The organism is Rhizobium sp. GCM10022189, from assembly GCF_042656325.1.
GTDB lineage: Bacteria > Pseudomonadota > Alphaproteobacteria > Rhizobiales > Rhizobiaceae > Rhizobium.
Genome location: NZ_JBHSOR010000057.1, coordinates 32,243 through 54,280 on the forward strand (window position 1 = coordinate 32,243; position 22,038 = coordinate 54,280).

At 59.7% G+C, this 22,038-nt stretch carries 23 protein-coding genes; 10 read left to right on the plus strand and 13 right to left on the minus strand.

From position 1 onward, the window contains the following. Window positions 1-200: 200 nt before the first annotated feature. A complete protein-coding gene (gene clpX / locus ACFPWW_RS27285) occupies window positions 201-1,478 on the minus strand; it encodes an ATP-dependent Clp protease ATP-binding subunit ClpX (RefSeq protein ID WP_018114461.1) in 1,278 nt (425 codons plus the stop codon). 304 nt (window positions 1,479-1,782) lie between these two features. Next, the gene (gene clpP / locus ACFPWW_RS27290; protein ID WP_112566250.1) at window positions 1,783-2,412 is read right to left on the minus strand and encodes an ATP-dependent Clp endopeptidase proteolytic subunit ClpP; all 630 of its coding nucleotides are present in this window, start codon (window positions 2,410-2,412) and stop codon (window positions 1,783-1,785) included. 382 nt (window positions 2,413-2,794) lie between these two features. On the opposite strand from clpP, the gene ACFPWW_RS27295 reads away from it, so the two are divergent. From ACFPWW_RS27295 to ACFPWW_RS27310, 4 genes are all read left to right on the plus strand, one after another. After that, window positions 2,795-4,048: a GGDEF domain-containing protein gene (locus tag ACFPWW_RS27295; RefSeq protein ID WP_113498301.1), complete on the plus strand. Its 1,254-nt coding sequence runs from the start codon at window positions 2,795-2,797 to the stop codon at window positions 4,046-4,048. Window positions 4,049-4,122: 74 nt separating this feature from the next. Further along, on the plus strand, window positions 4,123-5,367 hold the full coding sequence (locus ACFPWW_RS27300; protein WP_112566247.1) for a cytochrome P450: 1,245 nt from the start codon (window positions 4,123-4,125) through the stop codon (window positions 5,365-5,367). 53 nt (window positions 5,368-5,420) lie between these two features. Further along, a complete protein-coding gene (locus tag ACFPWW_RS27305) occupies window positions 5,421-5,651 on the plus strand; it encodes a hypothetical protein (RefSeq protein ID WP_377314226.1) in 231 nt (76 codons plus the stop codon). Continuing rightward, a complete protein-coding gene (locus ACFPWW_RS27310) occupies window positions 5,648-6,034 on the plus strand; it encodes a type II toxin-antitoxin system VapC family toxin (RefSeq protein ID WP_112566241.1) in 387 nt (128 codons plus the stop codon). The genes ACFPWW_RS27305 and ACFPWW_RS27310 overlap by 4 nt, the downstream gene beginning before the upstream one ends. Window positions 6,035-6,116: 82 nt before the next feature. Here ACFPWW_RS27310 and pstB read toward each other — a convergent pair whose 3' ends face one another. From pstB to ACFPWW_RS27335, 5 genes are all read right to left on the minus strand, one after another. After that, window positions 6,117-6,875, minus strand: a complete 759-nt coding sequence (gene pstB / locus ACFPWW_RS27315; protein ID WP_377314625.1) for a phosphate ABC transporter ATP-binding protein PstB — start codon at window positions 6,873-6,875, stop codon at window positions 6,117-6,119. A 50-nt stretch (window positions 6,876-6,925) separates the two neighbouring features. After that, complete coding sequence (gene pstA, locus ACFPWW_RS27320) at window positions 6,926-7,783, minus strand: phosphate ABC transporter permease PstA (RefSeq protein WP_112754534.1); 858 nt, start codon at window positions 7,781-7,783, stop codon at window positions 6,926-6,928. Window positions 7,784-7,786: 3 nt separating this feature from the next. Beyond that, a complete protein-coding gene (pstC, locus tag ACFPWW_RS27325) occupies window positions 7,787-8,764 on the minus strand; it encodes a phosphate ABC transporter permease subunit PstC (RefSeq protein WP_112566232.1) in 978 nt (325 codons plus the stop codon). An 88-nt stretch (window positions 8,765-8,852) separates the two neighbouring features. Beyond that, the gene (gene pstS, locus ACFPWW_RS27330; RefSeq protein WP_112566230.1) at window positions 8,853-9,875 is read right to left on the minus strand and encodes a phosphate ABC transporter substrate-binding protein PstS; all 1,023 of its coding nucleotides are present in this window, start codon (window positions 9,873-9,875) and stop codon (window positions 8,853-8,855) included. A 292-nt stretch (window positions 9,876-10,167) separates the two neighbouring features. After that, window positions 10,168-10,971, minus strand: a complete 804-nt coding sequence (locus ACFPWW_RS27335) for an SDR family NAD(P)-dependent oxidoreductase (protein ID WP_377314228.1) — start codon at window positions 10,969-10,971, stop codon at window positions 10,168-10,170. 148 nt (window positions 10,972-11,119) lie between these two features. On the opposite strand from ACFPWW_RS27335, the gene ACFPWW_RS27340 reads away from it, so the two are divergent. After that, on the plus strand, window positions 11,120-11,596 hold the full coding sequence (locus ACFPWW_RS27340; RefSeq protein WP_377314230.1) for a MarR family winged helix-turn-helix transcriptional regulator: 477 nt from the start codon (window positions 11,120-11,122) through the stop codon (window positions 11,594-11,596). Window positions 11,597-11,605: 9 nt separating this feature from the next. Here the strand turns inward: ACFPWW_RS27340 and ACFPWW_RS27345 are convergent, their stop codons facing one another. The 3 genes from ACFPWW_RS27345 to ACFPWW_RS27355 form a co-directional block, all read right to left on the minus strand. After that, window positions 11,606-11,950, minus strand: a complete 345-nt coding sequence (locus ACFPWW_RS27345) for a cupin domain-containing protein (protein WP_377314232.1) — start codon at window positions 11,948-11,950, stop codon at window positions 11,606-11,608. 2 nt (window positions 11,951-11,952) lie between these two features. Continuing rightward, window positions 11,953-12,078 carry a hypothetical protein gene (locus ACFPWW_RS27350; RefSeq protein ID WP_377314234.1) on the minus strand — a complete coding sequence of 42 codons (126 nt, stop codon included), beginning with the start codon at window positions 12,076-12,078 and terminating at the stop codon, window positions 11,953-11,955. 201 nt (window positions 12,079-12,279) lie between these two features. Then, window positions 12,280-13,011, minus strand: coding sequence for a ThiF family adenylyltransferase (locus ACFPWW_RS27355; protein WP_377314236.1), 732 nt, complete (start codon window positions 13,009-13,011; stop codon window positions 12,280-12,282). 968 nt (window positions 13,012-13,979) lie between these two features. On the opposite strand from ACFPWW_RS27355, the gene ACFPWW_RS27360 reads away from it, so the two are divergent. Together ACFPWW_RS27360 and ACFPWW_RS27365 are read left to right on the plus strand one after the other, a co-directional pair. After that, a complete protein-coding gene (locus ACFPWW_RS27360) occupies window positions 13,980-16,301 on the plus strand; it encodes an NACHT domain-containing protein (RefSeq protein ID WP_377314238.1) in 2,322 nt (773 codons plus the stop codon). A 276-nt stretch (window positions 16,302-16,577) separates the two neighbouring features. Continuing rightward, entirely contained in the window at window positions 16,578-16,775 is a 198-nt protein-coding gene (locus ACFPWW_RS27365) for a hypothetical protein (RefSeq protein WP_377314240.1), read from the plus strand. A gap of 26 nt (window positions 16,776-16,801) precedes the next feature. On the opposite strand, the gene ACFPWW_RS27370 is transcribed toward ACFPWW_RS27365, so the two are convergent. Next, the gene (locus ACFPWW_RS27370) at window positions 16,802-18,085 is read right to left on the minus strand and encodes an O-acetylhomoserine aminocarboxypropyltransferase (RefSeq protein ID WP_377314242.1); all 1,284 of its coding nucleotides are present in this window, start codon (window positions 18,083-18,085) and stop codon (window positions 16,802-16,804) included. Window positions 18,086-18,201: 116 nt separating this feature from the next. Next, window positions 18,202-18,630, minus strand: a complete 429-nt coding sequence (locus ACFPWW_RS27375) for a CoA-binding protein (RefSeq protein ID WP_113412401.1) — start codon at window positions 18,628-18,630, stop codon at window positions 18,202-18,204. A 119-nt stretch (window positions 18,631-18,749) separates the two neighbouring features. Between ACFPWW_RS27375 and ACFPWW_RS27380 the strand changes: the two genes are divergently transcribed. Further along, window positions 18,750-19,073: a hypothetical protein gene (locus tag ACFPWW_RS27380; protein WP_112566208.1), complete on the plus strand. Its 324-nt coding sequence runs from the start codon at window positions 18,750-18,752 to the stop codon at window positions 19,071-19,073. Between the two features lie 475 nt (window positions 19,074-19,548). Continuing rightward, window positions 19,549-20,385 carry an EamA family transporter gene (locus ACFPWW_RS27385; protein WP_112754586.1) on the plus strand — a complete coding sequence of 279 codons (837 nt, stop codon included), beginning with the start codon at window positions 19,549-19,551 and terminating at the stop codon, window positions 20,383-20,385. Here ACFPWW_RS27385 and ACFPWW_RS27390 read toward each other — a convergent pair whose 3' ends face one another. Beyond that, the gene (locus ACFPWW_RS27390) at window positions 20,386-21,219 is read right to left on the minus strand and encodes an enoyl-CoA hydratase (RefSeq protein ID WP_112566202.1); all 834 of its coding nucleotides are present in this window, start codon (window positions 21,217-21,219) and stop codon (window positions 20,386-20,388) included. It lies immediately after the preceding gene. A 352-nt stretch (window positions 21,220-21,571) separates the two neighbouring features. Here ACFPWW_RS27390 and rplM point away from each other — a divergent pair, with 352 nt between their 5' ends. Then, a complete protein-coding gene (gene rplM, locus ACFPWW_RS27395) occupies window positions 21,572-22,036 on the plus strand; it encodes a 50S ribosomal protein L13 (protein WP_112566199.1) in 465 nt (154 codons plus the stop codon). The last annotated feature ends 2 nt before the right edge of the window (window positions 22,037-22,038 follow it).

The window sequence follows — 22,038 nt, forward strand, 5'->3', positions numbered from 1 at the left end:
TTCCGAACCGCCTAAAATAACAACGCCAGCAACACGCTACGGAATCACGGCATCATTGCCAAGGGTCGTCGTTTGCGCAATATCGGCCAGGGCTGTTTTCAACCTTGCCCGCAACTATTATCAGCGCCGGGTACCAGATTTCAAATAGAAAGGGGCCCGCGCAAGGCAAGCCCCTTAAAATTACGGTCCCCGAGCACAGGTCAGGCCGAAACGTTTGCCTTCTCGTCCTGGCGGTCGGCATAGATATAGAGCGGACGGGCCGAGCCGCGCGCGACCTCTTCGGAGATGACGACCTCGCGAACGCCTTCCAGTGCCGGCAGTTCGAACATCGTGTCGAGCAGGATCTTTTCCATGATCGAACGCAGGCCGCGGGCGCCGGTCTTGCGGATGATCGCCTTGCGGGCGATTTCGCGCAGCGCGTCCTCGTGGAAGGTCAGCTCCACGTCTTCCATCTCGAACAGGCGCTGGTACTGCTTGATCAGCGCGTTCTTCGGCTCGGACAGGATCTGGATCAGCGCGTCCTCATCGAGGTCTTCCAACGTTGCCAGAACCGGCAGACGGCCGATGAATTCCGGGATGAGGCCGAACTTGACCAGGTCTTCCGGCTCCAGTTCGCGCAGCACTTCGCCGACGCGGCGGTCGTCCGGTGCCTTGACGGTCGCGCCGAAGCCGATCGAGGTCTTCTCGCCGCGGGCGGAGATGATCTTGTCGAGGCCGGCAAAGGCGCCGCCGCAGATGAACAGGATGTTCGTCGTGTCGACCTGCAGGAATTCCTGCTGCGGATGCTTGCGGCCGCCCTGCGGCGGTACCGAGGCAACCGTACCTTCCATGATCTTCAGAAGCGCCTGCTGCACGCCCTCGCCCGATACGTCGCGGGTGATGGACGGGTTGTCGGACTTGCGGGAGATCTTGTCGACTTCGTCGATGTAGACGATGCCGCGCTGGGCGCGCTCGACATTGTAATCGGCAGCCTGCAAGAGCTTCAGGATGATGTTTTCGACGTCTTCGCCGACATAGCCGGCCTCCGTCAGCGTGGTCGCGTCGGCCATCGTGAAGGGAACGTCGATGATGCGGGCGAGCGTCTGGGCAAGGTAGGTCTTGCCGCAGCCGGTCGGGCCGACCAGCATGATGTTCGACTTCGCCAGTTCGACATCGCCGTTCTTGGAGGCGTGGGCGAGACGCTTGTAGTGGTTGTGAACGGCGACCGACAGGATCTTCTTCGCCTGGCGCTGGCCGATGACATATTCGTCGAGGACCTTGATGATGTCCTGGGGCGTGGGAACGCCGTCACGGGACTTGACCATCGAGGACTTGTTCTCCTCGCGGATGATGTCCATGCACAATTCGACGCATTCATCGCAGATAAATACGGTAGGTCCGGCAATAAGCTTCCGGACTTCATGCTGGCTCTTTCCGCAGAAAGAACAATAAAGAGTGTTCTTACTGTCGCCGCCGTTGCTGCCGCTGACCTTGCTCATATCACTTTCCTTCCAGCACGCCGCATTTCGAACGCGAAATCGCGGTCCACTCAATCAGCTCCCTGACGGCGCTCCTTACCCGGAGTTTCTGCCGACAAAGGCTTCAGGGGGTACGAACCGGCCCAATCAATCATGTCGGGATACCGGCGGCAACGAATTCCCCTTCGAATGCCGAATGCTATGTCACAAAAATTCAACATAGCATTAATAGTTACTATTAGCGTCTCCGCCGCCAGATGAAACCCCTTGTTCAATCACAAATGGGATAGAACTGTGGCGGCGAAAACACCATCCCTATTAATTACTAGGCCTGATCGCCTTCGATTTCGATGCGCGAGGTCAGGACCTTGTCGATGACGCCCCAGGTCTGAGCCTCGTCCGCATCCATGAAATGGTCGCGGTCGAGGGTCTTTTCGACTTCCTCATAGGTGCGGCCCGTGTGCTTGACATAGACCTCGTTGAGGCGGCGCTTCATCTTCAGGATGTCGCGGGCGTGACGTTCGATGTCCGAAGCCTGGCCCTGGAAACCGCCCGAAGGCTGGTGGACCATGATGCGGGAATTCGGCGTGGCGAAACGCATGTCCTTGTGACCGGCAGCCAGAAGCAGCGAGCCCATGGACGCGGCCTGGCCGATGCAGAGCGTCGAGACGGCCGGCTTGATGAACTGCATCGTGTCGTAGATCGCCATGCCGGCGGTGACGACGCCGCCCGGCGAATTGATGTAGAGGGCGATTTCCTTCTTCGGGTTTTCGGCCTCGAGGAAGAGAAGCTGGGCGCAGACGAGCGTCGCCATGTGATCCTCGACAGGACCCGTCAGGAAGATGATGCGTTCCTTGAGCAGGCGGGAATAGATGTCGTAGGAGCGTTCACCGCGATTGGTCTGTTCCACAACCATCGGCACGAGTGCCATAGCGGTATCGACTGGGTTTCTCATGTGCGTCCTTTTAACGTCTTTCCGGCGAATGCCGGGAATCAAAGAAAAATGCCTCGTCCCTACATAGAGTGTCGGAGCCCCCCTCTTCAAGACACGCATAAGGATAACGTTAAGAAGCGGGCGCGACATATGGCTTTGGCATTTCCCTATCCCGTTTCTCCCAAACGCCTGTTAACGGGGAGGCCGCAGCCTTGTCCCTCACAGTTTTTCTCTGTGACAGGATGAAGGAAGACTTACCGCGACTGCCCGACCTCACGCGCATTTACCGGTCGGAAAGCTTACCGGCAGATATCGCCAAAATCGCCGGCCGCCGATGCCGGCCATTAATCAAACGGCGAGCTTCTTCGGCAAGGATGCGACCACTATTCAAGGGGTTGCCGCCGTGTTCAATGTCACTACAGGTCTGTCCATCTGGTGTTCCGAAGCGTTGACGCTCGCCCTGGTTCTGTTCGTGGCCTGGCGCCATGACCGGAAGGGCGTCGCCTACCTTTATTGGGGGCTCGGCTTCCTGTTCAGCGGCATCGGCTTTGCGCTGGTTGCGGCGCGCGGCGAGATCCCCAACCTGCTCTCCATCGAGACCGGCAACGCCGTCGCCCTGCTCGGCCAGAGCGCCTGGGCCGCCGGCTTCCTGGCGCTCGACCGCAAGAAGCTGGAATGGTGGGCGCTGCTGCCGCCGGCGATCTGGCTTGCGGGCATCTTCCTGCCCTGGATCAACGCGGACTATGCCAATCGTGTCATTCTCTACAATCTCGCCTCGGCGACCGGCGCCACCGCGCTTGCCATGGCGGTCGCCGTCGGCGACATCCGCCGCGAGCGTACCCGCATCAAGCTGATGGCGATCTTCGTGCTGCAGGCCTTCCTCTGCTTCGGCGTGGCGGTGACGATGGCGCTGGTGATGCCTTCGGACACCGAAGCGACGAATTTCAGCGGCGCGGCCGCCATGGCGAGCGCTTTCCTGCTCACCATCGCCTTCGCGCTCACCTGCCGTCTCATCATGGAACGGTCGGAACGTCACCTGCGCCTGCTGACGCTGACGGATTCGCTGACCGGCGTGCTGAACCGGCGCGGCCTGCTCGGCTATTTCGACAATATCCGCGAAAAGGCGCATGACGCGCAGCATCAAGTCGGCGTCATCCTCTTCGACCTCGACCATTTCAAGCGCGTCAACGACCGCTTCGGCCATCAGTCCGGCGACGCCGTGCTCATCGCCTTCGCCCGTCTTGCCCGCCAGTATATCCCCAACAGCATTTTCGGCCGCATGGGCGGCGAGGAATTCGCGGCCTTCGTGACCGTGCGCGACCAGACGGAAGCGGAAGCGCTGGCGGAATCGATCCGCGCCGAATTCTGCCGCCTGCCGGTCAGCACCGGCGAGGCGCTGATCCCTGCCACCGTCAGCGTCGGCATCGCGCTGTCCTCGGCGGTCGAGGCCAATATCGACCGGCTGATGTCGGCCGCCGACCGGGCGCTCTATTCGGCAAAAGCCGCCGGCCGCAACTGCACGGTCGTCTTCGGCGAAGAGGAGACGGCAGCCCCCGCGCCGGGCGAGCCCAATTCCCATGCCGGCGAACTCGTGCCGACCATCGACGATCAGGTGGAAGCCCTGCGCCGCATGGGCGTGCTTTCCCGCGCGGGCTAGAGAGCCGTGCGTCCATCCGGACGTACAAAGGACCCATCTTTTCGAGGCAGGGCAAATCCGCTAAGCCTCTGGCCATGACGATACCGCCCTTCCTCAAGATCGATCCCGCAACCCGCCATGTCTCGCTCGACGGCAGCGACCCGGCCTTCTACGGCAATCCGAACGCCGTTTATGCCGCGCTTCATGCCCATTGTCCCACCTTCTATTGGGAAGAGCAGAAGCAGTGGTTCGTCACCGGCTACGACCATGTGAACGGGCTTTTGCGCGACCGCCGCTTCGGCCGGCAGATCCTGCATATTGCCAGCCGCGAGGAGCTGGGCCTGCCCGAGCCCGAGCCGCATATCGCCGCCTTCGATCTTGCCGAGCGTTATTCGCTTCTGGAACTGGAGCCGCCGGAACACACGCGGCTGCGCACCCTCGTCAACCGCGCCTTCGTCTCGCGCCATGTCGAGAAGATGAAGCCGGAGCTGGAAGAGCTTGCCAACAGGCTGATCGACGGCTTCGCCGACAAGGGCGAGGTCGAGCTGCTGTCGGCCTTTGCCGATATCATCCCGGTGACGATGATCGCCCGCATGATCGGCATTCCCGAGGAGATGGGGCCGCAGCTGCTCAAATGGTCGCATGCCTATGTGCGCATGTATATGTTCGGCCGCACGCGGGCGGACGAGGATGCGGCAGAACAGGCGGCGCGGGAATTTTCCGACTACGTGAAGACGGTCATTGCCGAGCGCCGGGCCGAGCCGCGCGACGACCTGCTGACGCACATGATCCATACCGAGCACAAGGGCCAGTACCTGACGGAAGACGAGCTCGTCTCGACGACCATCGTGCTATTGAACGCAGGCCATGAGGCGACGGTCCACCAGATCGGCAATTCGGTGCGCATCATCCTCGACAGCGGCTGCGATCCGGCCGTGCTTTTCCGCGACGAGGCCGCCACCGAGCGCACGGTCGAGGAATCGCTGCGCATCTGCGCGCCCGTCCACATCTTCCAGCGCTGGGCGCTGGAGCCTGCCGAGATCGACGGTGTCGCGTTCAAGCGCGGCGACAAGGTGAGCATGATCCTGGCGGCGGCCAACCTCGACCCGGCAAAGTTTTCCGATCCCCTCACCTTCAAGCCGGATCGCAACGAGGCGCCCAACCTCTCCTTCGGCGCCGGCATCCACTTCTGCATCGGCGCGCCGCTGGCGCGGCTGGAACTCAACGTCGTGCTGCCGATCCTGTTCAAGCGGCTGCCGGGGCTGAAGCTTGCGAAGACACCCGTCGTCAAGGACGTCTACCACTTCCATGGGCTGGACCGTCTGGATTTGGTGTGGTGAAATGAGGGCACTATATCTGCGACAGGAAACGCCGCCGTCGAATGGAGCCGACAATGAGCAAGAGCGCTAAAAAAGGCCACGAGGTCTTTAGTTTTTCTCTGATGTCCGATCAGCGTGACGAATTCGCAGCCTTTCTCCGGAGATCACTTCGGGCGGATGAACAGATAAAGGCCGAACGCTCGGCCAAACGCAAGCCTGGCCGACTGAAAGGCCGTCTGATCGTAGATCCCGCTTTTTTTGAACCGCTCAGCGATGAAGAGGTCAAGGAATTGACCGGCGAATGAGGTTCCTCCTCGATACACATGCATTTCTTTGGTGGCTGATTGACGACCCCAAGCTTCCCGAGAATATCCGCGATCTCTTGGCCGACCCGGCCAATGAAATTTATGTCAGCGCCGCATCTGCATGGGAAATAGCCACCAAGCACAGGAAAGGCAAACTGCCCACTGGCGAGGTCGTGTTGCCGGACTTCAGAGGCGTCGTATTGGACAACGGCTTTGATGAGCTTGCGATTACGAGTGCTCACATGGTCACAAGTGCCATGCTGCCGGGCACACACAACGATCCTTTCGACCGAATTCTTGCGGCGCAAGCTATTATCGAGAACATGGCGTTGATCACGATCGACAGCCAGATCGAGACGCTCGGAGTGCTTACCCGCTGGTAATCCGGATTCCGCCTGATAAACAGGAACGGTCGGCACGCTCATCGAATGCCGGCCGCTTCCTTGCTGAAAGGCGAAGGCCGTATCAGCCGTAACGGCCGGTGATGTAGTCTTCGGTGCGCTTGACCTTCGGCGACTGGAAGATCTGGGCGGTCGGGCCGTATTCGATCAGCTCGCCGAGATACATGAAGGCGGTGTTGTCGGAAATGCGGCTCGCCTGCTGCATGTTGTGGGTGACGATGACGATCGTGAACTCGCCCTTCAGCTGCGCGACCAGCTCTTCGACCTTGGCGGTCGAGATCGGGTCAAGCGCCGAGGTCGGCTCGTCGAGAAGCAGGACTTCCGGGCGCAGCGCCACGCCGCGGGCAATGCACAGGCGCTGCTGCTGGCCGCCGGAAAGGCCGAGGCCGCTGCCCTTCAGCTTGTCCTTGACTTCATCCCAAAGGGCTGCCTGACGCAGCGCCTGCTCGACGCGGACATCCATGTCGGCCTTGCTCAGCCGCTCGTGGTGGCGGATGCCGTAGGCGATGTTGTCGTAGATCGACATCGGGAACGGCACCGGCTTCTGGAACACCATGCCGACGCGGGCGCGCAGCTCGTTCATCGAGAAGCCGGGGTCGAGAATGTTCTTGCCGTCGAGCTTGATCGAGCCGGTGGCGCGCATCTTCGGATAGAGCATGTAGATGCGGTTGAGGATGCGCAGCAGCGTGGACTTGCCGCAGCCGGACGGGCCGATCAGGGCCGAGACCTGGCGCTCCGGGAAGCTCAGGCTCACATCCTTGATGGCGTGGGCGTCGCCGTAATAGAAATTGACTTTCTCAAGCGCGATCTTGTCTTTGGCCATCGGCTTTTCCGGCTTGCTGGCAGCGTCGAAGGTTTCTGCGGACTGAAGCATCATTTCCCACCTTTTCGGTTCAGGACGGAGCGCGATACGACGCTCAGGATCAGAACGACGGCGGTCATCACGAAGGCACCGGCCCAGGCGAGATTCTGCCATTGCTCATAGGGGCTCATAGCGAACTGGAAGATGACGACGGGAATGTTCGCCATCGGCTGCGACATATCCAGGCTCCAGTACTGGTTGTTCAGCGCCGTGAAGAGAAGCGGCGCGGTTTCGCCCGAAATGCGGGCGATCGCCAGAAGGACACCGGTCAGGATGCCCGTCGAGGCGGCGCGGTAGAGGACGTTGAGCGTGACCTTCCAGCGCGGGATGCCGAGCGAAAGGGCTGCCTCGCGCATGACGTCGGGCACCAGCCGCAGCATCTCGTCGGTCGTGCGCACCACGACAGGCAGGAAGATGAAGGCGAGCGCGATGCCGCCGGCAAAGCCGGAGAAACGCGCCGTCGGGCGCACGACCAGCTCGTAGACGAACAGGCCGATGATGATCGACGGGGCCGAGAGCAGGATGTCGTTGACGAAGCGGATCGCCTCGCCGAGCCGCTTGCCGCGGGCGAATTCCGACAGGTAGGTGCCGGCCAGCACGCCGATCGGCGTGCCGATGACGACGGCGAGCACGACCATCAGCAGGCTGCCCATGAAGGCGTTGGCAAGACCGCCGCCGTCTTCGCCGGGCGGCGGCGTCATTTCGGTGACGAGGCTGGGGCTGAGCGCCGACAGGCCGTGGACGAGCGTCGTCCAGAGGATCCAGACGAGGAAGACGAGGCCAAGCACGGTGGCGATACCGCAGAGCGTCAGCGCGATGGCGCTGCCGAGCTGGCGGCGACGGTAGAGGGAGCCGGAATAGGTAGCCATGGATTATTCCCCCCTCTGCCTTGCCATGCGCACCAGCATGAGCTTGGCGGCGGCCAGAACGATGAAGGTGACGACGAAGAGGATGAGGCCGAGGGCTGCGAGCGACGACCGGTAGAGATCGTCGGACGCCTCGGCGAATTCGTTGGCGAGCGTTGCGGCAATCGAGGTGCCGGGCTCCATCAGCGATATGGCGATGTTATGGGTGTTGCCGAGCACGAACGTCACCGCCATCGTCTCGCCGAGCGCGCGGCCGAGACCGAGGAAGATGCCGCCGACGACGGCGGTGCGGGTGTGCGGAATGACGATGTCGCGCACCACTTCCCACCGGGTCGAACCGAGTGCATAGGCCGATTCCTTGAGCTGCGCCGGAACGACCAGGAAGACATCGCGCATGACCGAGGAAATGAAGGGGATGATCATGATCGCCAGCACGATGCCCGAGGTCAGCATGCCGATGCCGAGCGGAGCGCCGGAGAACAGGGCACCGATCAGGGGGATCGGGCCGAGCCAGTCGATCAGCACCGGCTGGATATAATCCGACATGAAGGGCGCGAAGGTGAAGAGGCCCCACATGCCGTAGATGATCGAGGGGATGCCGGCCAGAAGCTCGACGGCACCGCCGATCGGCCCGCGAACGGAGCGCGGCGCCACCTCGGTGATGAAAACCGCAATGCCGAGACTGACGGGAACGCCGATGACCATGGCGAGCGCCGACGTGACCAGCGTGCCGTAGATCGGCACGAGGCCGGCAAACTTCTCGGCGACCGGATCCCAGTCCGTGCCGGTCAGGAAGCCGAAACCGAAGGTGCGGAACGCCAGCAGCCCGCCCATGGCCATGGAGATCGCCGCTGCCAGCAGGGCGACCAGGACAAACAGGCCGCAGCCCAAGACTATCCAATAGAAAATACGATCGCCTGCAGCGCCGTCGCGGCGCTTCACGCCCGCGGTCTCGGCGGGCAGCGATGCCAATGCTTCGCTCATATCCGTACGCTCTGCTGCTTTGAGGGGGTGTCAACGGCATTCGGGGCGGAAAGCCAAGCTTCCCGCCCCGACCGCAGTTTCGTCAGGATCAGCTCTTGAAGGAGGCTGTCCAGTAATCCTCGATCTGCTTCACGAGGGTCTCCGGAAGCGGGACGTAATCGAGCGAGGACGCTTCCTTCTGGCCCTTTTCGAGAGCCCACTTGAAGAAGGAGAAAGCAGCCTTGGAGCGGGCGGCATCCTTCGGCTCCTTGTACATGATCGCCCAGGTGGTTGCCGTGATCGGCCAGGCCTTCTCGCCCGGAGCGTTGGTCATGATCAGGTAGAAGTCCTGGGCCTTGCCCCATTCGGCGCTGGCAGCGGCAGCCGAGAAGCTTTCGGCGTTCGGCTTCGGATACTGGCCGGCCGCGTTCTGGACGAGAACGTAGGGCAGCTTGTTCTGCAGGGCGTAGGCATATTCGACGTAGCCGATCGAATCCTTGACGCGGGTGACGTAAGCGGCGACGCCTTCGTTGCCCTTGCCGCCGATGCCGACCGGCCAGTTGACGGCGGTGCCTTCACCGACCTTGGTCTTCCAGTCTTCGTTGACCTTGGAGAAGAAGTTCGTCCAATTGAAGGAGGTGCCCGAGCCGTCCGAACGGTGAACGACGGCGATCTGGCTGTCGGGCAGCTTCAGGCCGGGGTTCAGGTCGGCGATTGCCTTGTCGTTCCACTTGGTGACGTTGCCGAGGTAGATATCGGCGAGAACCTTGCCGGAGAGCTTGAGTTCGCCTGATTTGATGCCTTTGACGTTGATGACGGGAACGATGCCGCCGACAACGAGCGGGAACTGGCCGAAACCGCCGGCCGTCAGGTCTTCCGGCTTGAGCGGGGCGTCGGAAGCGCCGAAGTCAACCGTTGCAGCCTTGATCTGGGCAATACCGCCGCCCGAACCGATCGACTGGTAGTTCAGCTTGTCGCCGGTTTCCTTGTTGTAGTCTGCCGACCACTTCGAAAGAACCGGGTAGACGAAGGTCGAACCGGCACCGGTAATATCGGCAGCAGAGGCCGAGACTGCCAGCGCGGCAACCAGGCCAGCGCCGAGGCAGGCCGAAAGAAGTTTCTTGGTGAGCATTTGGACTCTTCCCTGATGGAACGAAAGGACGACGAGGTCCGGCGCCATGGAGGGGGTGTCCATTATCGAGGGCGCTGAATTTCCCCGTCACAGCAGGGGGGCTAGGCGCCTATTATTACAGTTTGATGACAGTTTGTGACAGGCAAGGTGCGATGCAAGGCTGTGCATAAGTTGCTGAAGTCACTGACTTTCCGAATGAATCGGGCGTTAACAAAGCTTTAGTGAAGAGGGTGCGGCGCGATTGCCGCAGGGCTGCGGTCGATTGCCGCAGCCCTGCCGGCAATTGTCGCAATCAGGCCCGGGAAATGCCGTAACGGGGCGCCGGCCTGTCATGGGAAAGGTTGGGGCCGAGGCCGTGGCGGGCGGCCGTGAAAGCGTCGAAATCGGCGATTTCAGGCAGAGAGGGAATGGTGATCAGTTCGCCCTGGTCGAAGCCTGCGAGAGCGGCATCCACCATGTCGGTCACATCCATCACCATGGACGGCGGGAAGTGGTCGAAGGAGCGGCCGGCGCGCTCGAAGATCTCGGTGCGGGTCAGCCCCGGCAGCACGGCCTGGAACTTGACGCCCCTGGTGCCGGCTTCGGCATGCAGCGCATGAGTGAGGTTCAGCACAAAAGCCTTGGTGGCGCTGTAGGTGCCGTTGAAACGCTCGGGAATGAAGGCGACGACGGAAGCGATGTTGACGACCGCGCCCTTGCCGCGCCCGGCAAAAATCTGGGCGGCGGCTACGGCAAGCCGGTTTGCGGCAACCACGTTCAGCTCGATCATGGTTTCGAGGTAATCGATATCGTCGTCCAGCAGCGCGCCCTTCGGGCCGATACCGGCATTGTTGACGAGAAGCGTGATCGCCTCGTCGTCACGCAGGCGCTGCTCGACCTTGCGCACGTCTTCCCGCCTGGTCAGGTCCGCCGGAAGCACATCCACCTTGCCCCCCTGCTCCGCCGAAAGCTTTGCGGCGAGCGCATTCAGGCGGGAGGCGTCGCGGGCGACGAGCAGCAGATCGTAGCCGCGTCTGGCGAGACGGTCGGCATAGGTTGCGCCGATGCCCGACGAGGCGCCGGTAACAAGGGCAGTTCCGAGAGTAGAGGCAGACATGTTCCATCCTTTCACGACTGGAATTTAGTGGTATATGCCACTATTTGAGAAGGGAGGAGAATATGTGCAAGGGGCACGCTGAAAAATAAGCGCGGCGGCGATTGACGGATCGCAATAGACTGGAGACATCGGCCGCAGGAGAACGGTGATGAACAAACGGACGACACTTTTCGAGGGCTGGCAGGTCTGCAGCAACAGCGCGCTGAAGCGCGCCACAAGGCAGCTCGGCCAGCTCTATGACGACGCCATCGACGCGAGCGGCCTTCGCGGCACGCAATATACGCTGATCACGCAGATCCACATGAATTCCGGCTCGTCGCTCAAGGCGCTGGCCGAGAGCATGGTGATGGATCTTTCGGCCCTCGGCCACACGCTGAAGCCGCTGATCCGCGACGGACTGGTTGAACTCGTGCCCGACGAGAAGGATCGCCGCGTCAAGCGCGCCAGGCTGACGCAAGCCGGCATCGAGAAATGGCAGGAAGCGACCGGGCTGTGGCGGCAAGCGCACGAGCACTTCGAGCAGCTTTTCGGCGAAGAGAAGGCAAAGGCGCTGCGCGACACGCTGAACCTGATTGCCTCGCGGGATTTCGCCGCCCGCTTTCGCGCCGGCAATCGCGGCGAATAAGCCGCGCCCTCAGAGGCGGATCACATAGTCTTTGCGAGTCGTTTCAATGACTTCCCAGGTTCCGTTAAAGCCCGGTTGGAGGATGAGACGGTCGCCGGCCCTCAGGTGAACAGGCCCGCCGCCGTCTTCGGTGACGATGGAATGGCCGCAGAGAATGCTGAAATATTCCCACTCCTCATAGACGATCCGCCACTTGCCCGGCGTCGCCTCCCATATGCCGGCATAGAGGCCACCTTCGGCCTCCTCGAGGTTCCAGGTGCGGAATTGCGGATTGCCGGAAAGGACGCGCTCTGCGGCAGGCGCGCCGACTTCCGGTTCGATGCCGTCGATATCGAAGGGGATTGCTTTTGGCATGGTCATCGCGCCGAGGTCAGGAATTTGGGGCCGAAGTCCATGAAAATGATGCCGGCCGAGGCGTCAAGTGGCTTGCGGTTGCGCGCATGGGCGCTGGCAACGGCAGGGTTGCGCAGCATCGTCAGCACGAATGAATGCCAGGGCGAGGAAACCAGAACTATCGCGGCGACCGCGGATGCCCCCCTGTATTCAGCTATGGTCTGCAGGAGGTGTCGCCCCAAGAGCGAGACGACAAAAAGGCCGATTTCGGATGGGCGAGGTTAGTCGCAAGCCCCGAATAGGCTCCGCTGCGAAGATGCGGACGTGGTTTTCGCTAACTCTCCCCCGGATCATTTGTCCATGTCGGACAAACCAGTGAGTTGAAGATCGAGTTGCTCGCGTGATTTTTTCGAATCGTCCGGCGTGAAAAGAAAATTAGAGGCCGCGGTGCAAGCTCCGTATGTTGAAAGAACGCCTGCTAGAATCGCCCCACCCACCCATACAGGTACCTCTGCACCGCGTTTGAATGTTGCGTTAGATAAAAAGCCATCTGAGGCTGCGGCATGTAGCCCGCCGTAAAATCCTTGGATGTATCTCATATTCCGACGAGCGGCTTCTTTCGATAGGTGCTCTCCCAATGACCTCTCGTTGGTGCCGTCAAAGATTGCTTCCCCGAAGTAGATGTCAGTGTCCTCAATTAGCGCAAAGCGTCGCTGCGTTGTAATTCGCACATTGGGTCGGAACGTGTGAATGACGTCGGCCAACGCATCGACCTTTGATTTCCCGACATCAGATGGCCGAAACGGGGCTCGAGCCAAATCCAACGGATCGATCATCGCTGGATCGATGAGGAGCATTTCCTTTGCACCGGAAAGAGCAAGAAATAGCGCTGGCCAGCAACCGAAACCTCCGGTGCCGATTATCGTCAAGCTACTCGGAACGGTTAAACCTTTGACCTGGGACTGGAGCGAATAGTCCGGCTCTGCTGCCATCGACTGACCTGCTGCAGATTCTGCAGCCGCCAATGTTGCGGCCAAAGTTGTTGCCCCAACCAAAAAATCTCTGCGCTCGATGTCACTCATTTCCTCTCCGATCGAAGTATCGCCACTAGGCTGTATTTCTCACAATAAATCAGCGATCCAAGTAAACTCTTGTAGAGCAAGCAGCCTTTACTGTCGATTGGCACAAAAGGCGTACAGAGACGTCCAGTATGTGGTCTAAAATATTCCGACAAGCAGCCAAAAGCACGATAACCACCACTTTTATTACCATCGTCGTCGCCACTGGATTGAACAATTATTTCTATTTCGAAGTTATGTAAGTTAAATGGCGTTATTCTTAATCTATGCCCGCCCAGCGGCCCTCCGTGACCACGATGAGATACTCACCCACTTTCGTACCGCTGGTGAACGCTAGGTCGCGGCGCAAGACTGTGGCGCTATTTATCGAGCTCAGCATTTTTCTTGGCGCGGCTTGGTGACAGACAAGATGCTCCGACAAGACTACGCTTTTTTGGGGCTAGGAGGCCGAAATCTCTGGCTGTATCAGGCGGGCGCCATGCCGAAATAGGGTCTCAAATGCCGATGTATGCAACGAACCGCCTCAAATGTGGTTCATCACATACGGTTGACAACAACCCCTTTGAAATCATTGGGTTTCATCAACACAGCTTCACGTGCGTGTGGTTACTTCCTCGGATACCTTTGCTCAGGCATACGCCGTACGTCAGATACCTTTGATCAACTCTGAAACCAAAAATTAAACTTTTGATTTCTTGATGCCTTTCACGAGATTACCTTGTGGCGAACTGGTTAGGTCGCCACGGAATAAGGATGGCGCGGTAGCACTCGATCCGGCATCGCCAATTTCCGGAAACCATCGTCGGGCCTGCGCCTATGCGCCTCTATTCTCGTCGCCGGACTGGTAATGGAAAGTGACCTAAATTCGCGTGACCATTTCTGGTATTCAAGATTGCGACAGCGTTTGCCGGCTTCCCGCCAGGTTGCAACATCTGCTAACTTGGACGCCACGGAGCCGAGGGTTTTAAATTTTGACGGGCAAGCAAAAGGTAACGCGCTCGACCACGCAAATCGGTGACGAGCTTCGCGATCATGTCATCGACCTTCTTGAAGCCGAAGGTCACACGGTCTCGCGTGAAATTCGCATCGGCACCAAGAAGATCGATATTCTAGTTGAGATGGAGGACGAGTTCCGCCCAAAGAAGATCGCCATCGAGTGCAAGAATCTCTCTAAAAACCTGTCCCAGGAGGATTTGAACCATATCTGGGCGGATTACATGTCTCTCTGGGAGCAAGGCAAGATAGCGGAGCTCTACGTTATCACAAGACTTGATTCCTCTCCGGAGGCCAAATCATACGCCGGAGATAAGCCGGGGCGGCTCGATATATTTTCGATCAAGGAATTCGAGGAGAAGTTGCTCGGCTTTCGCAAATATTGCCGCGAGGTCCGCGATTTGTTCAACGAAGGCGGGCTCGACCAATACTATGTGAAATCCGCGATCGAGGCGGGTGGTGAGCTCCACGAGCGCATAATGGCCTGGGCGAGCGACGCTTCGAAAACTCCCGTCGCGATACTCGGCGGATATGGGATGGGCAAGACGTCCTACTGCAAATTTCTAACCAGGGAGTTAGCCGATCGTTACATCGACGACCCGTTGTCACGGGTTCCGATTTACGTGCGGCTTTCGGACATTGCCACCCAATCCGATGTTGACGGTCTGATCGCCAAGACGCTTGCCGGTCGATATCAGACGAAAAACTATTCGTTCGCCAAATTCAAGAAGCTGAACCGCGCCGGTAGGTTCGTTATCATCTTCGACGGATTCGACGAAATGAAACATGCGTTGTCTTGGGCAGACTTCAAATACAATTTTGCCCAGATACATTCTCTTCTGGAGGGGCGAGCGAAAATCATCGTCGCCGGCAGACCCAATGCCTTCCTTTCCGATAGTGAGCACGCTTGGATTCTCCGGGGACAACGCCTGGCCGGCGAGCAAGTCATCCGCATCCCCGGTGCGCCTGAATACACCGAGCTTCCTCTTGCGCTATTTTCGGACGACGAGGTTACCCTGTTTCTCCAGAAATACCTTCGCCAGCACCACCCGACCGATATCGTGGATCAGGCTGAGGCTGACAGGTGGGTCGCGGATCGGGTCAAGGATTTCGACAAGCTAAGGTCGAACGGTGACCTTTATCGACCTGTTCATCTAAAAATTTACGCGGATATCGCAGCTGACCCGGACGTTAAACTCGAGAGTTTCACGACCTATAATCTCTATTCCATTGCGGCAACGAGGATCAGCGAACGCGAGGGGGAGAAAGTTGTCCGCAAACAAATCGATTCCGAGAAACGGCAACGCATTATTGAACACATCGCCTGGTGGCTATGGGACTCGTTCGACGGTCGGCGTCTCTATTTCATTGCCGACACCGTTCCAGATTACATCATCGGACGCGACCTGCTGGATGACGCCCTTTATGAGCGGGAATCGCTTTATCGAGAGATTTTTACGGGGTCGTTTCTGGAGCGTAAGTTCGGACAGAACTATCATTTTTCTCATCGCTCCTTCCTTGAATTTTTCGTAGCTCGCCGGCTGGAAAGAGCCGAAAAGCTCGACATTCCGGTTGCGTCCATCTTCAAGAACATCAATCCCGAGATATTAGCATTCCTTCGCCAAAGTCCGGGATATGGCGAGTTTCTGAAGTACGTCGATCACGGTATGCAGAGATTCAGCGGTGAAATTCCCCAACTGATGATGGAAGAAATCTATAACTTTCGCCAGGAGCGTGGGCTGGCGGACGTTCAATTGCCGATCCAGATTCTAATCCAGTATTACGGCTTCCTTCGACAGGACACACTTGATATTCCCGCCATCGTTAAGGCGATTGAAGCCGACTTGAGTTCCAAAAATCAGGAACACCGTGAAGCCGCGCTCTACTTCGCGCTCTTCTTACTTAGGGTGCGGTATGATAGAGCCGTGATGGTCGGCCTCCTTCAAACTCTCGCGAAGTCGGTGAAATGGCCAAACCGTACCTACACTTCCGCAGGCGAAAGGATGTCGAAGTACTCATTTTCCAGGCAGAACATAGGTGAGTACGTTTTCGTTAAATTCAGCAGGATCGCTGCCGAAATGGCGCGAGATGGCCAGTTGCTCGTGAGCTTCGACTACGCAAAGGCGTTCGACGAAGTCCGTGATAAACGGTCGCCGAAGATCGTGATCAGTGAAGACGCCTATCTAAAGTCTTCGGGTGCCACTCCGTCAGCACGAATCGAGTGGGCGGAGATTTTCGACGAGATCGGTACAAGGGACCAAAACGTAGCAAGAGATGTCTTAGCCGTTGGTGTCATCTAATTTCGCCGCGAGGGCACTTAGGCTGAAATTCAATCTGGATTTTTTTCGGATTGCCATTGTCGGTCTGAAAGGCTGGAGGAGCCTCGTTGTCGGGCATCTCTCTATGACTAGGACTAGATGAAGGCCGCTTCCAATGCTCAAAAGTATTCAGTGGGCGGAGGACAGCCCTCGTGATGCCCGTTTCTGCGCGGCTCGCACTGGACACACCGAGCTCTTTAAGTTTCTCGGCCCCTTTTTGAGCACCTTTGGAAACAGCTGCCCGATGAGTTGACCCCCTTGTCGGCGCTTCTCCAGTGCGGATTCGCCACCTCGCTCGGTGAAGAGGTTAACAAAACCGGCTCGAGCGCAACCGAAAAAAATTCTATAGGTCGATTTTTTGAAGATGAGGCTGCTGAAAACGCTTTTTCTCAGGGATTTCGCGGCGGCCTCATCAATACAACCGGCTCAAAACAGTCGTCAAAGGAACTGACGTAGGTGTCAGAGGTATGTGACGAACTGCATCAAATCTTCGCCAGCGACTGCTCGAGATCGGCGATGATGTCCTTCACGTCCTCGATGCCGACGGAGAGGCGCACCACGTCCGGCCCGGCGCCTGCGGCGACCCTCTGTTCATCGGTCAGCTGCCGGTGCGTGGTGGAGGCCGGATGGATGACCAGGGAGCGCGTATCGCCGATATTGGCGAGATGCGAGAAGAGTTCCAGCCCCTCGACCAGCGCCTTGCCGGCTTCGTAGCCGCCCTTGACGCCGAAGGTGAAGACGGAGCCTGCGCCCTTCGGCGAATAGCGCCGCTGCAGGGCGTGGTTCGGGTCCTCCTCCAGGCCGGCATAGTTTACCCAGGCGATCTTGGAATGGGCCTTCAGCCAGCGGGCGACATCGAGCGCGTTGTCGCTGTGGCGCTGCATGCGCAGCGGCAGCGTTTCGATGCCGGTCAGGATCAGAAAGGCGTTGAAGGGCGAAATGGCCGGGCCGAGGTCGCGCAGGCCGAGCACGCGGCAGGCGATGGCGAAGGCGAAATTGCCGAAGGTCTGGTGCAGGACGACGCCGTTATATTCCGGCCGCGGGCTCGACAGCATCGGGTAGTTGCCGGTCTTCGACCAGTCGAACGTGCCGCCGTCGACGATGATGCCGCCCATGGAATTGCCGTGGCCGCCGAGGAACTTGGTCAGCGAATGCACGACGATATCGGCACCGTGCTCGATCGGCCGGATGAGATAGGGGGTCGCCATCGTGTTGTCGACGATCAGCGGCAGGTCGTGGCGGTGGGCAATTTCGGCGATCGCGGCGATATCGACGAAGGTGCCGCCGGGATTGGCGAGGCTTTCGATGAAGATCGCCCGCGTCTTGTCGTCGATCCTGCTCTCGAATTCCGCAGGATCTTCCGGGTCGGCCCAGCGCACCTGCCAGCCGAAATTCCCGAAGGCGTGGCCGAACTGGTTGATCGAACCGCCGTAGAGGCGGCGGGCGGCGACGAAATTCTCGCCGGGACGCATCAGCGTGTGGAAGACGATCATCTGCGCGGCGTGGCCGGAAGCGACGGCAAGCGCTGCCGTGCCGCCTTCAAGGGCCGCGACACGTTCCTCCAGAACCGCCTGCGTGGGGTTCATGATGCGGGTATAGATGTTGCCGAACTGCTGCAGGCCGAAAAGGGCTGCGGCATGGTCGGAATCGTTGAAGACGAAGGCCGTCGTCTGGTAGATCGGCGTAATCCGCGCGCCGGTCGCCGGATCGGGCTGAGCGCCCGCGTGGATCGCCAGCGTGCTGAAACCCGGATCGTTTTTGGCCATGTCGTCCTCCCGTGCAATTGTTGACGGGCGCGATCATAGCCGCTCGAACGTGAAAGTTAACCGCGATCTTTTTCAACCACGGCGCGTCCGGAGGAAAATCCGTTCTGGCGGCGGGCTCAGCCGAGGAGGCGCGGATATTCGATTGCGGGGCAGCGGTTCATGACGACCTTGATGCCGCCGGCTTCGGCCCTGGCGGCGGCCGCGTCGTCGCGCACGCCAAGCTGCGCCCACACGACCTGCGGGCGGGGAGAGAGCGCCAGCGCCTCCTCCACCACCCCGTCAAGATGTTCGGAAGCGCGGAAGACATCGACCATGTCGACCGGTTCGGGGATGTCGGCAAGGCGGGCGTAAACGGTCTGGCCGTGGATCGTCTTGCCCGCCTGCCCCGGATTGACGGGGATGACCCTGTAGCCGCGCGACAGAAGATATCCCATGACGCCGTTGCTCGGCCGGGCCGGATTGGGCGAAGCCCCCGTCAGCGCGATGGTTCTGACGGATTTCAGGATGCCGGAGAGATAGTCGTCGGCATAAGCATCGTGGTTCATGTCTGCTGTCTCCAGTCCGGGTCCTTCAGGAGGCGGATGTGCCGGCTGCGATTCGTTGAAACCGGCGGCTCGTTTCCACGTATATATAGATGCCGGAAACATCAGGGAGAAATCGTGCCATGAAAAAAATCGTCCTTACACTCGCGCTCGTGATGGCCGCCTCGCCGACGCTTGCGATCTCGCGCTACAATCCGCTCACCATGAGCTGCCAGAGCGTGCGGGCGGCGATCCACAACGAAGGCGCCGTCATCTTTCGCTACACCTCGCCGCGCGGCCTGCCGCTCTACGACCGCTATGTCCGCAACAGCAATTATTGCGACGCGACCGACTATGCGGAATGGACAAGCATCCCCTCCAAGGACAACCCCAGGTGTCGGGTGCTGAACTGCCAGAACATAGACAACCTGGACGGAATGCTCTTCATTCCCCACTACAGCCTCTAACCCGGACCGCCGCGACCGTGACGAACGTCAATCCTTTCGCACCTGCGAAGGGATCGACGTTCATCCCAGGGATACAAAATCCCGATAATATCGCCCTTTGGTTGTGGATTTACAATCGTTTCAAAGTTATAGAATAATGTCTATATTTCAGCACCATAGGATTGTCGACATTATCATTCTAAGAAAGAATTTCACCTTTCATGCATAATTTGATCATGGTTTGTTCACGCATGCATTAGCAACATCTCATAGTTGTGTGTGGCGATCGGAATTGAACGTATTTCGAGCGCACGCGCAAATTGCTACGACAGTGGGCAATTGTTCGCTTCGGCAATCCATGTTATTGAAATCCACACCGTGCGGACTACACCCTGGCGAGCAAATCATGCAAACAAAGGTTGCCGCAATGATGCTGATTTAAACGAGAAGCTGCGACGTTTCTCCCTCTTTGCTGCACTGCTCCCGGACCGCCGCCTTGCCCCTCGACGTTATCCTTCTCGTCCTTTTCGGTGCTCTTCTGCACGCGACCTGGAACGCCATCATCAAGGCCGGCACGAACAAGTCGCTCGACGCGGCGCTGATCTCGGCGGGCGGCGCGGTCGCCTCGCTGCCTTTCCTACCGTTTCTTCCCCTGCCGCAGCCGGAGGCATGGCCCTTCATCGGTGCCTCCGCCATCCTGCAGTTCGCCTATTTCCAGCTGGTCGCCGCCGCCTACAGGGCCGGCGATATCGGCCTGGTCTATCCGCTGATGCGAGGTGCGGCGCCCCTCATCGTCGTCGCCACCAGCGGCTTCATCCTGGGGGAACATCTGACGGGCGGGGCGCTTGCCGGAACGATGACCATCTCGTTCGGCATCCTCACGCTCGCCTTCGAAGCCCGCCACGGCAGCCGCCACGCGATCGTGCTGGCGCTCGCCAATGCCTGTGTCATCGCCACCTATACCTATGTGGACGGCATCGGCGCCCGGCTTTCCGGCAACGCGGTTTCCTATACGCTGTGGATGTCGCTCCTGCCGCCGGTGCTGCTCTTTGCCTGGGCGTTTTCGCAGCGCGGCCCGGTGGCTGTCGCCACCCATGTCCGGCTGAACTGGGGGCGCGGGCTGATCGGCGGGGCGGGCTCGATCGCCTCCTACGGGCTGGCGCTCTGGGCGATGACAAAGGCCCCGGTGGCGACGGTGGCGGCGCTGCGGGAGACCGCCATCCTGTTTGCGCTCGTCATCTCGGTCACGGTGCTGAAGGAGAAGGCCAGCGTCTGGCGCTACCTCGCCGGCGTCATCATCGCGCTCGGCGGGCTGATCCTGAAACTTGCCTGATCACTCGCCCTTCCACTCGGGGGTGCGCTTTTCGAGGAAGGCGCCGATGCCTTCCTGCGCGTCGCCGGTCAGCATGCCGTCGACCATCACGCCTGCGGCATAGTCGTAGGCTTCGGCGACGGGCATTTCGAGCTGCCTGTAAAAGGCTTCCTTGCCGATCCGCAGCGCCTGCGGCGACTTCGAAGCGATGACGGAGGCGTATTTGCCGACCACCTGCGTGAGATACTGTTTCGGCACAATCCGGTTGACCAGACCGAAATCCTTCGCAGTCGAGGCGTCGATCGTCTCGCCCGTCAGGAGCATTTCCATCGCCTGCTTGCGGTGGGCGGCGCGCGAAACGGCGACGGCCGGCGTCGCGCAGAAAAGCCCGATATTGACACCCGGCGTGCAGAAGGTGGACGTATCCGTGCAGATCGCAAGATCGCAGCTCGCGACGAGCTGGCAGCCGGCCGCGGTCGCCAGCCCGTCGATCTCGGCGATGACCGGCTTCGGCAGGCGGTTGATTTCCAGCATCAGGTCGGCGGCGAGCGCAAAACTCTCCTCGAAGAAGGCCACGCCGTCGTCCTCGTCGGCGCGGTGGGCCGTCAGTTCCTTGAGGTCGTGGCCGGCGGAAAAGACATTGCCGGTCGATGCGATGATGACGACGCTGACATCCTCGTCGCCGGCCGCCCCCTGCAGCTCGCCCATCAGCGTTTCCATGACCGATATGGACAGGGCGTTGGCCGGCGGATTGTTGAGCGTCAGGCGCAGGACGCCGCCGGAAAGCTGACGGAGCACGAGGGCGCCCTCGCCCGAATTGCTGTTGTCCTTGCGGAAGGATACGATCTCGGCCATGGCATGTTCCCCTGCGCTGTCAATATCCGCCCTTGTGCCACAAGGGTGGGGCGATTTCGAGCCGAATACGGCAAGGGCACGGCCGCAAAGCGCAAAACTTCTCGTCTTTCAGGCGCGCTAAAATATGGTACATGAATACCACATGTGTAACATATTGTTTTTACTTTGTTATTTTTCCAGTCGCCAAAAGCACTCATATTGACCGGCCAATCGATTGCCGCTATAAGCCGCGCCGGAAATGCAGCCTTCCGGGGCTGCTTTCTTTTTGGCCCGTCCTGCGGGCGGCCAAATCCAAGCAACAAGAAACGCCCCTTCGCCTTCGGGCATGGGGATCCAAGAGAGAGTGACAGATATGGCAACCTTCTCCCAGAAGCCTGCAGAGGTGGAGAAGAAGTGGGTCGTCATCGACGCCGAAGGGCTCGTCGTTGGCCGTCTCGCTTCCATCATCGCTATGCGTCTGCGCGGCAAGCACAAGGCAACTTTCACGCCTCACGTTGACGACGGCGACAACGTTATCGTCATCAACGCTGAAAAGGTCGTTTTCACCGGCAAGAAGTATTCCGACAAGGTTTACTACTGGCACACCGGCTATGCCGGCGGCATCAAGGAGCGCACCGCTCGCCAGATCATCGAAGGCCGCTTCCCGGAGCGCGTCCTCGAAAAGGCTGTTGAGCGCATGGTTCCGCGCGGCCCGCTCGGCCGTCGCCAGATGAAGAACCTGCGTGTCTACGCCGGCCCGAACCATCCCCACGAAGCACAGCAGCCGACCGTCCTCGACGTCGCAACGCTGAACAAGAAGAACGTAAGGAGCGCCTGATA

Excerpts from the sequence above, each read along its gene's own strand:
- clpX (WP_018114461.1), bottom strand. The coding sequence starts at position 1,478 with ATGAGCAAGGTCAGCGGCAGCAACGGCGGCGACAGTAAGAACACTCTT.
- clpP (WP_112566250.1), bottom strand. The coding sequence starts at position 2,412 with ATGAGAAACCCAGTCGATACCGCTATGGCACTCGTGCCGATGGTTGTG.
- ACFPWW_RS27300 (WP_112566247.1), top strand. The coding sequence starts at position 4,123 with ATGACGATACCGCCCTTCCTCAAGATCGATCCCGCAACCCGCCATGTC.
- ACFPWW_RS27305 (WP_377314226.1), top strand. The coding sequence starts at position 5,421 with ATGAGCAAGAGCGCTAAAAAAGGCCACGAGGTCTTTAGTTTTTCTCTG.
- ACFPWW_RS27310 (WP_112566241.1), top strand. The coding sequence starts at position 5,648 with ATGAGGTTCCTCCTCGATACACATGCATTTCTTTGGTGGCTGATTGAC.
- pstB (WP_377314625.1), bottom strand. The coding sequence starts at position 6,875 with ATGGCCAAAGACAAGATCGCGCTTGAGAAAGTCAATTTCTATTACGGC.
- pstA (WP_112754534.1), bottom strand. The coding sequence starts at position 7,783 with ATGGCTACCTATTCCGGCTCCCTCTACCGTCGCCGCCAGCTCGGCAGC.
- pstC (WP_112566232.1), bottom strand. The coding sequence starts at position 8,764 with ATGAGCGAAGCATTGGCATCGCTGCCCGCCGAGACCGCGGGCGTGAAG.
- pstS (WP_112566230.1), bottom strand. The coding sequence starts at position 9,875 with ATGCTCACCAAGAAACTTCTTTCGGCCTGCCTCGGCGCTGGCCTGGTT.
- ACFPWW_RS27335 (WP_377314228.1), bottom strand. The coding sequence starts at position 10,971 with ATGTCTGCCTCTACTCTCGGAACTGCCCTTGTTACCGGCGCCTCGTCG.
- ACFPWW_RS27340 (WP_377314230.1), top strand. The coding sequence starts at position 11,120 with ATGAACAAACGGACGACACTTTTCGAGGGCTGGCAGGTCTGCAGCAAC.
- ACFPWW_RS27345 (WP_377314232.1), bottom strand. The coding sequence starts at position 11,950 with ATGCCAAAAGCAATCCCCTTCGATATCGACGGCATCGAACCGGAAGTC.
- ACFPWW_RS27355 (WP_377314236.1), bottom strand. The coding sequence starts at position 13,011 with ATGAGTGACATCGAGCGCAGAGATTTTTTGGTTGGGGCAACAACTTTG.
- ACFPWW_RS27370 (WP_377314242.1), bottom strand. The coding sequence starts at position 18,085 with ATGGCCAAAAACGATCCGGGTTTCAGCACGCTGGCGATCCACGCGGGC.
- ACFPWW_RS27375 (WP_113412401.1), bottom strand. The coding sequence starts at position 18,630 with ATGAACCACGATGCTTATGCCGACGACTATCTCTCCGGCATCCTGAAA.
- ACFPWW_RS27380 (WP_112566208.1), top strand. The coding sequence starts at position 18,750 with ATGAAAAAAATCGTCCTTACACTCGCGCTCGTGATGGCCGCCTCGCCG.
- ACFPWW_RS27390 (WP_112566202.1), bottom strand. The coding sequence starts at position 21,219 with ATGGCCGAGATCGTATCCTTCCGCAAGGACAACAGCAATTCGGGCGAG.
- rplM (WP_112566199.1), top strand. The coding sequence starts at position 21,572 with ATGGCAACCTTCTCCCAGAAGCCTGCAGAGGTGGAGAAGAAGTGGGTC.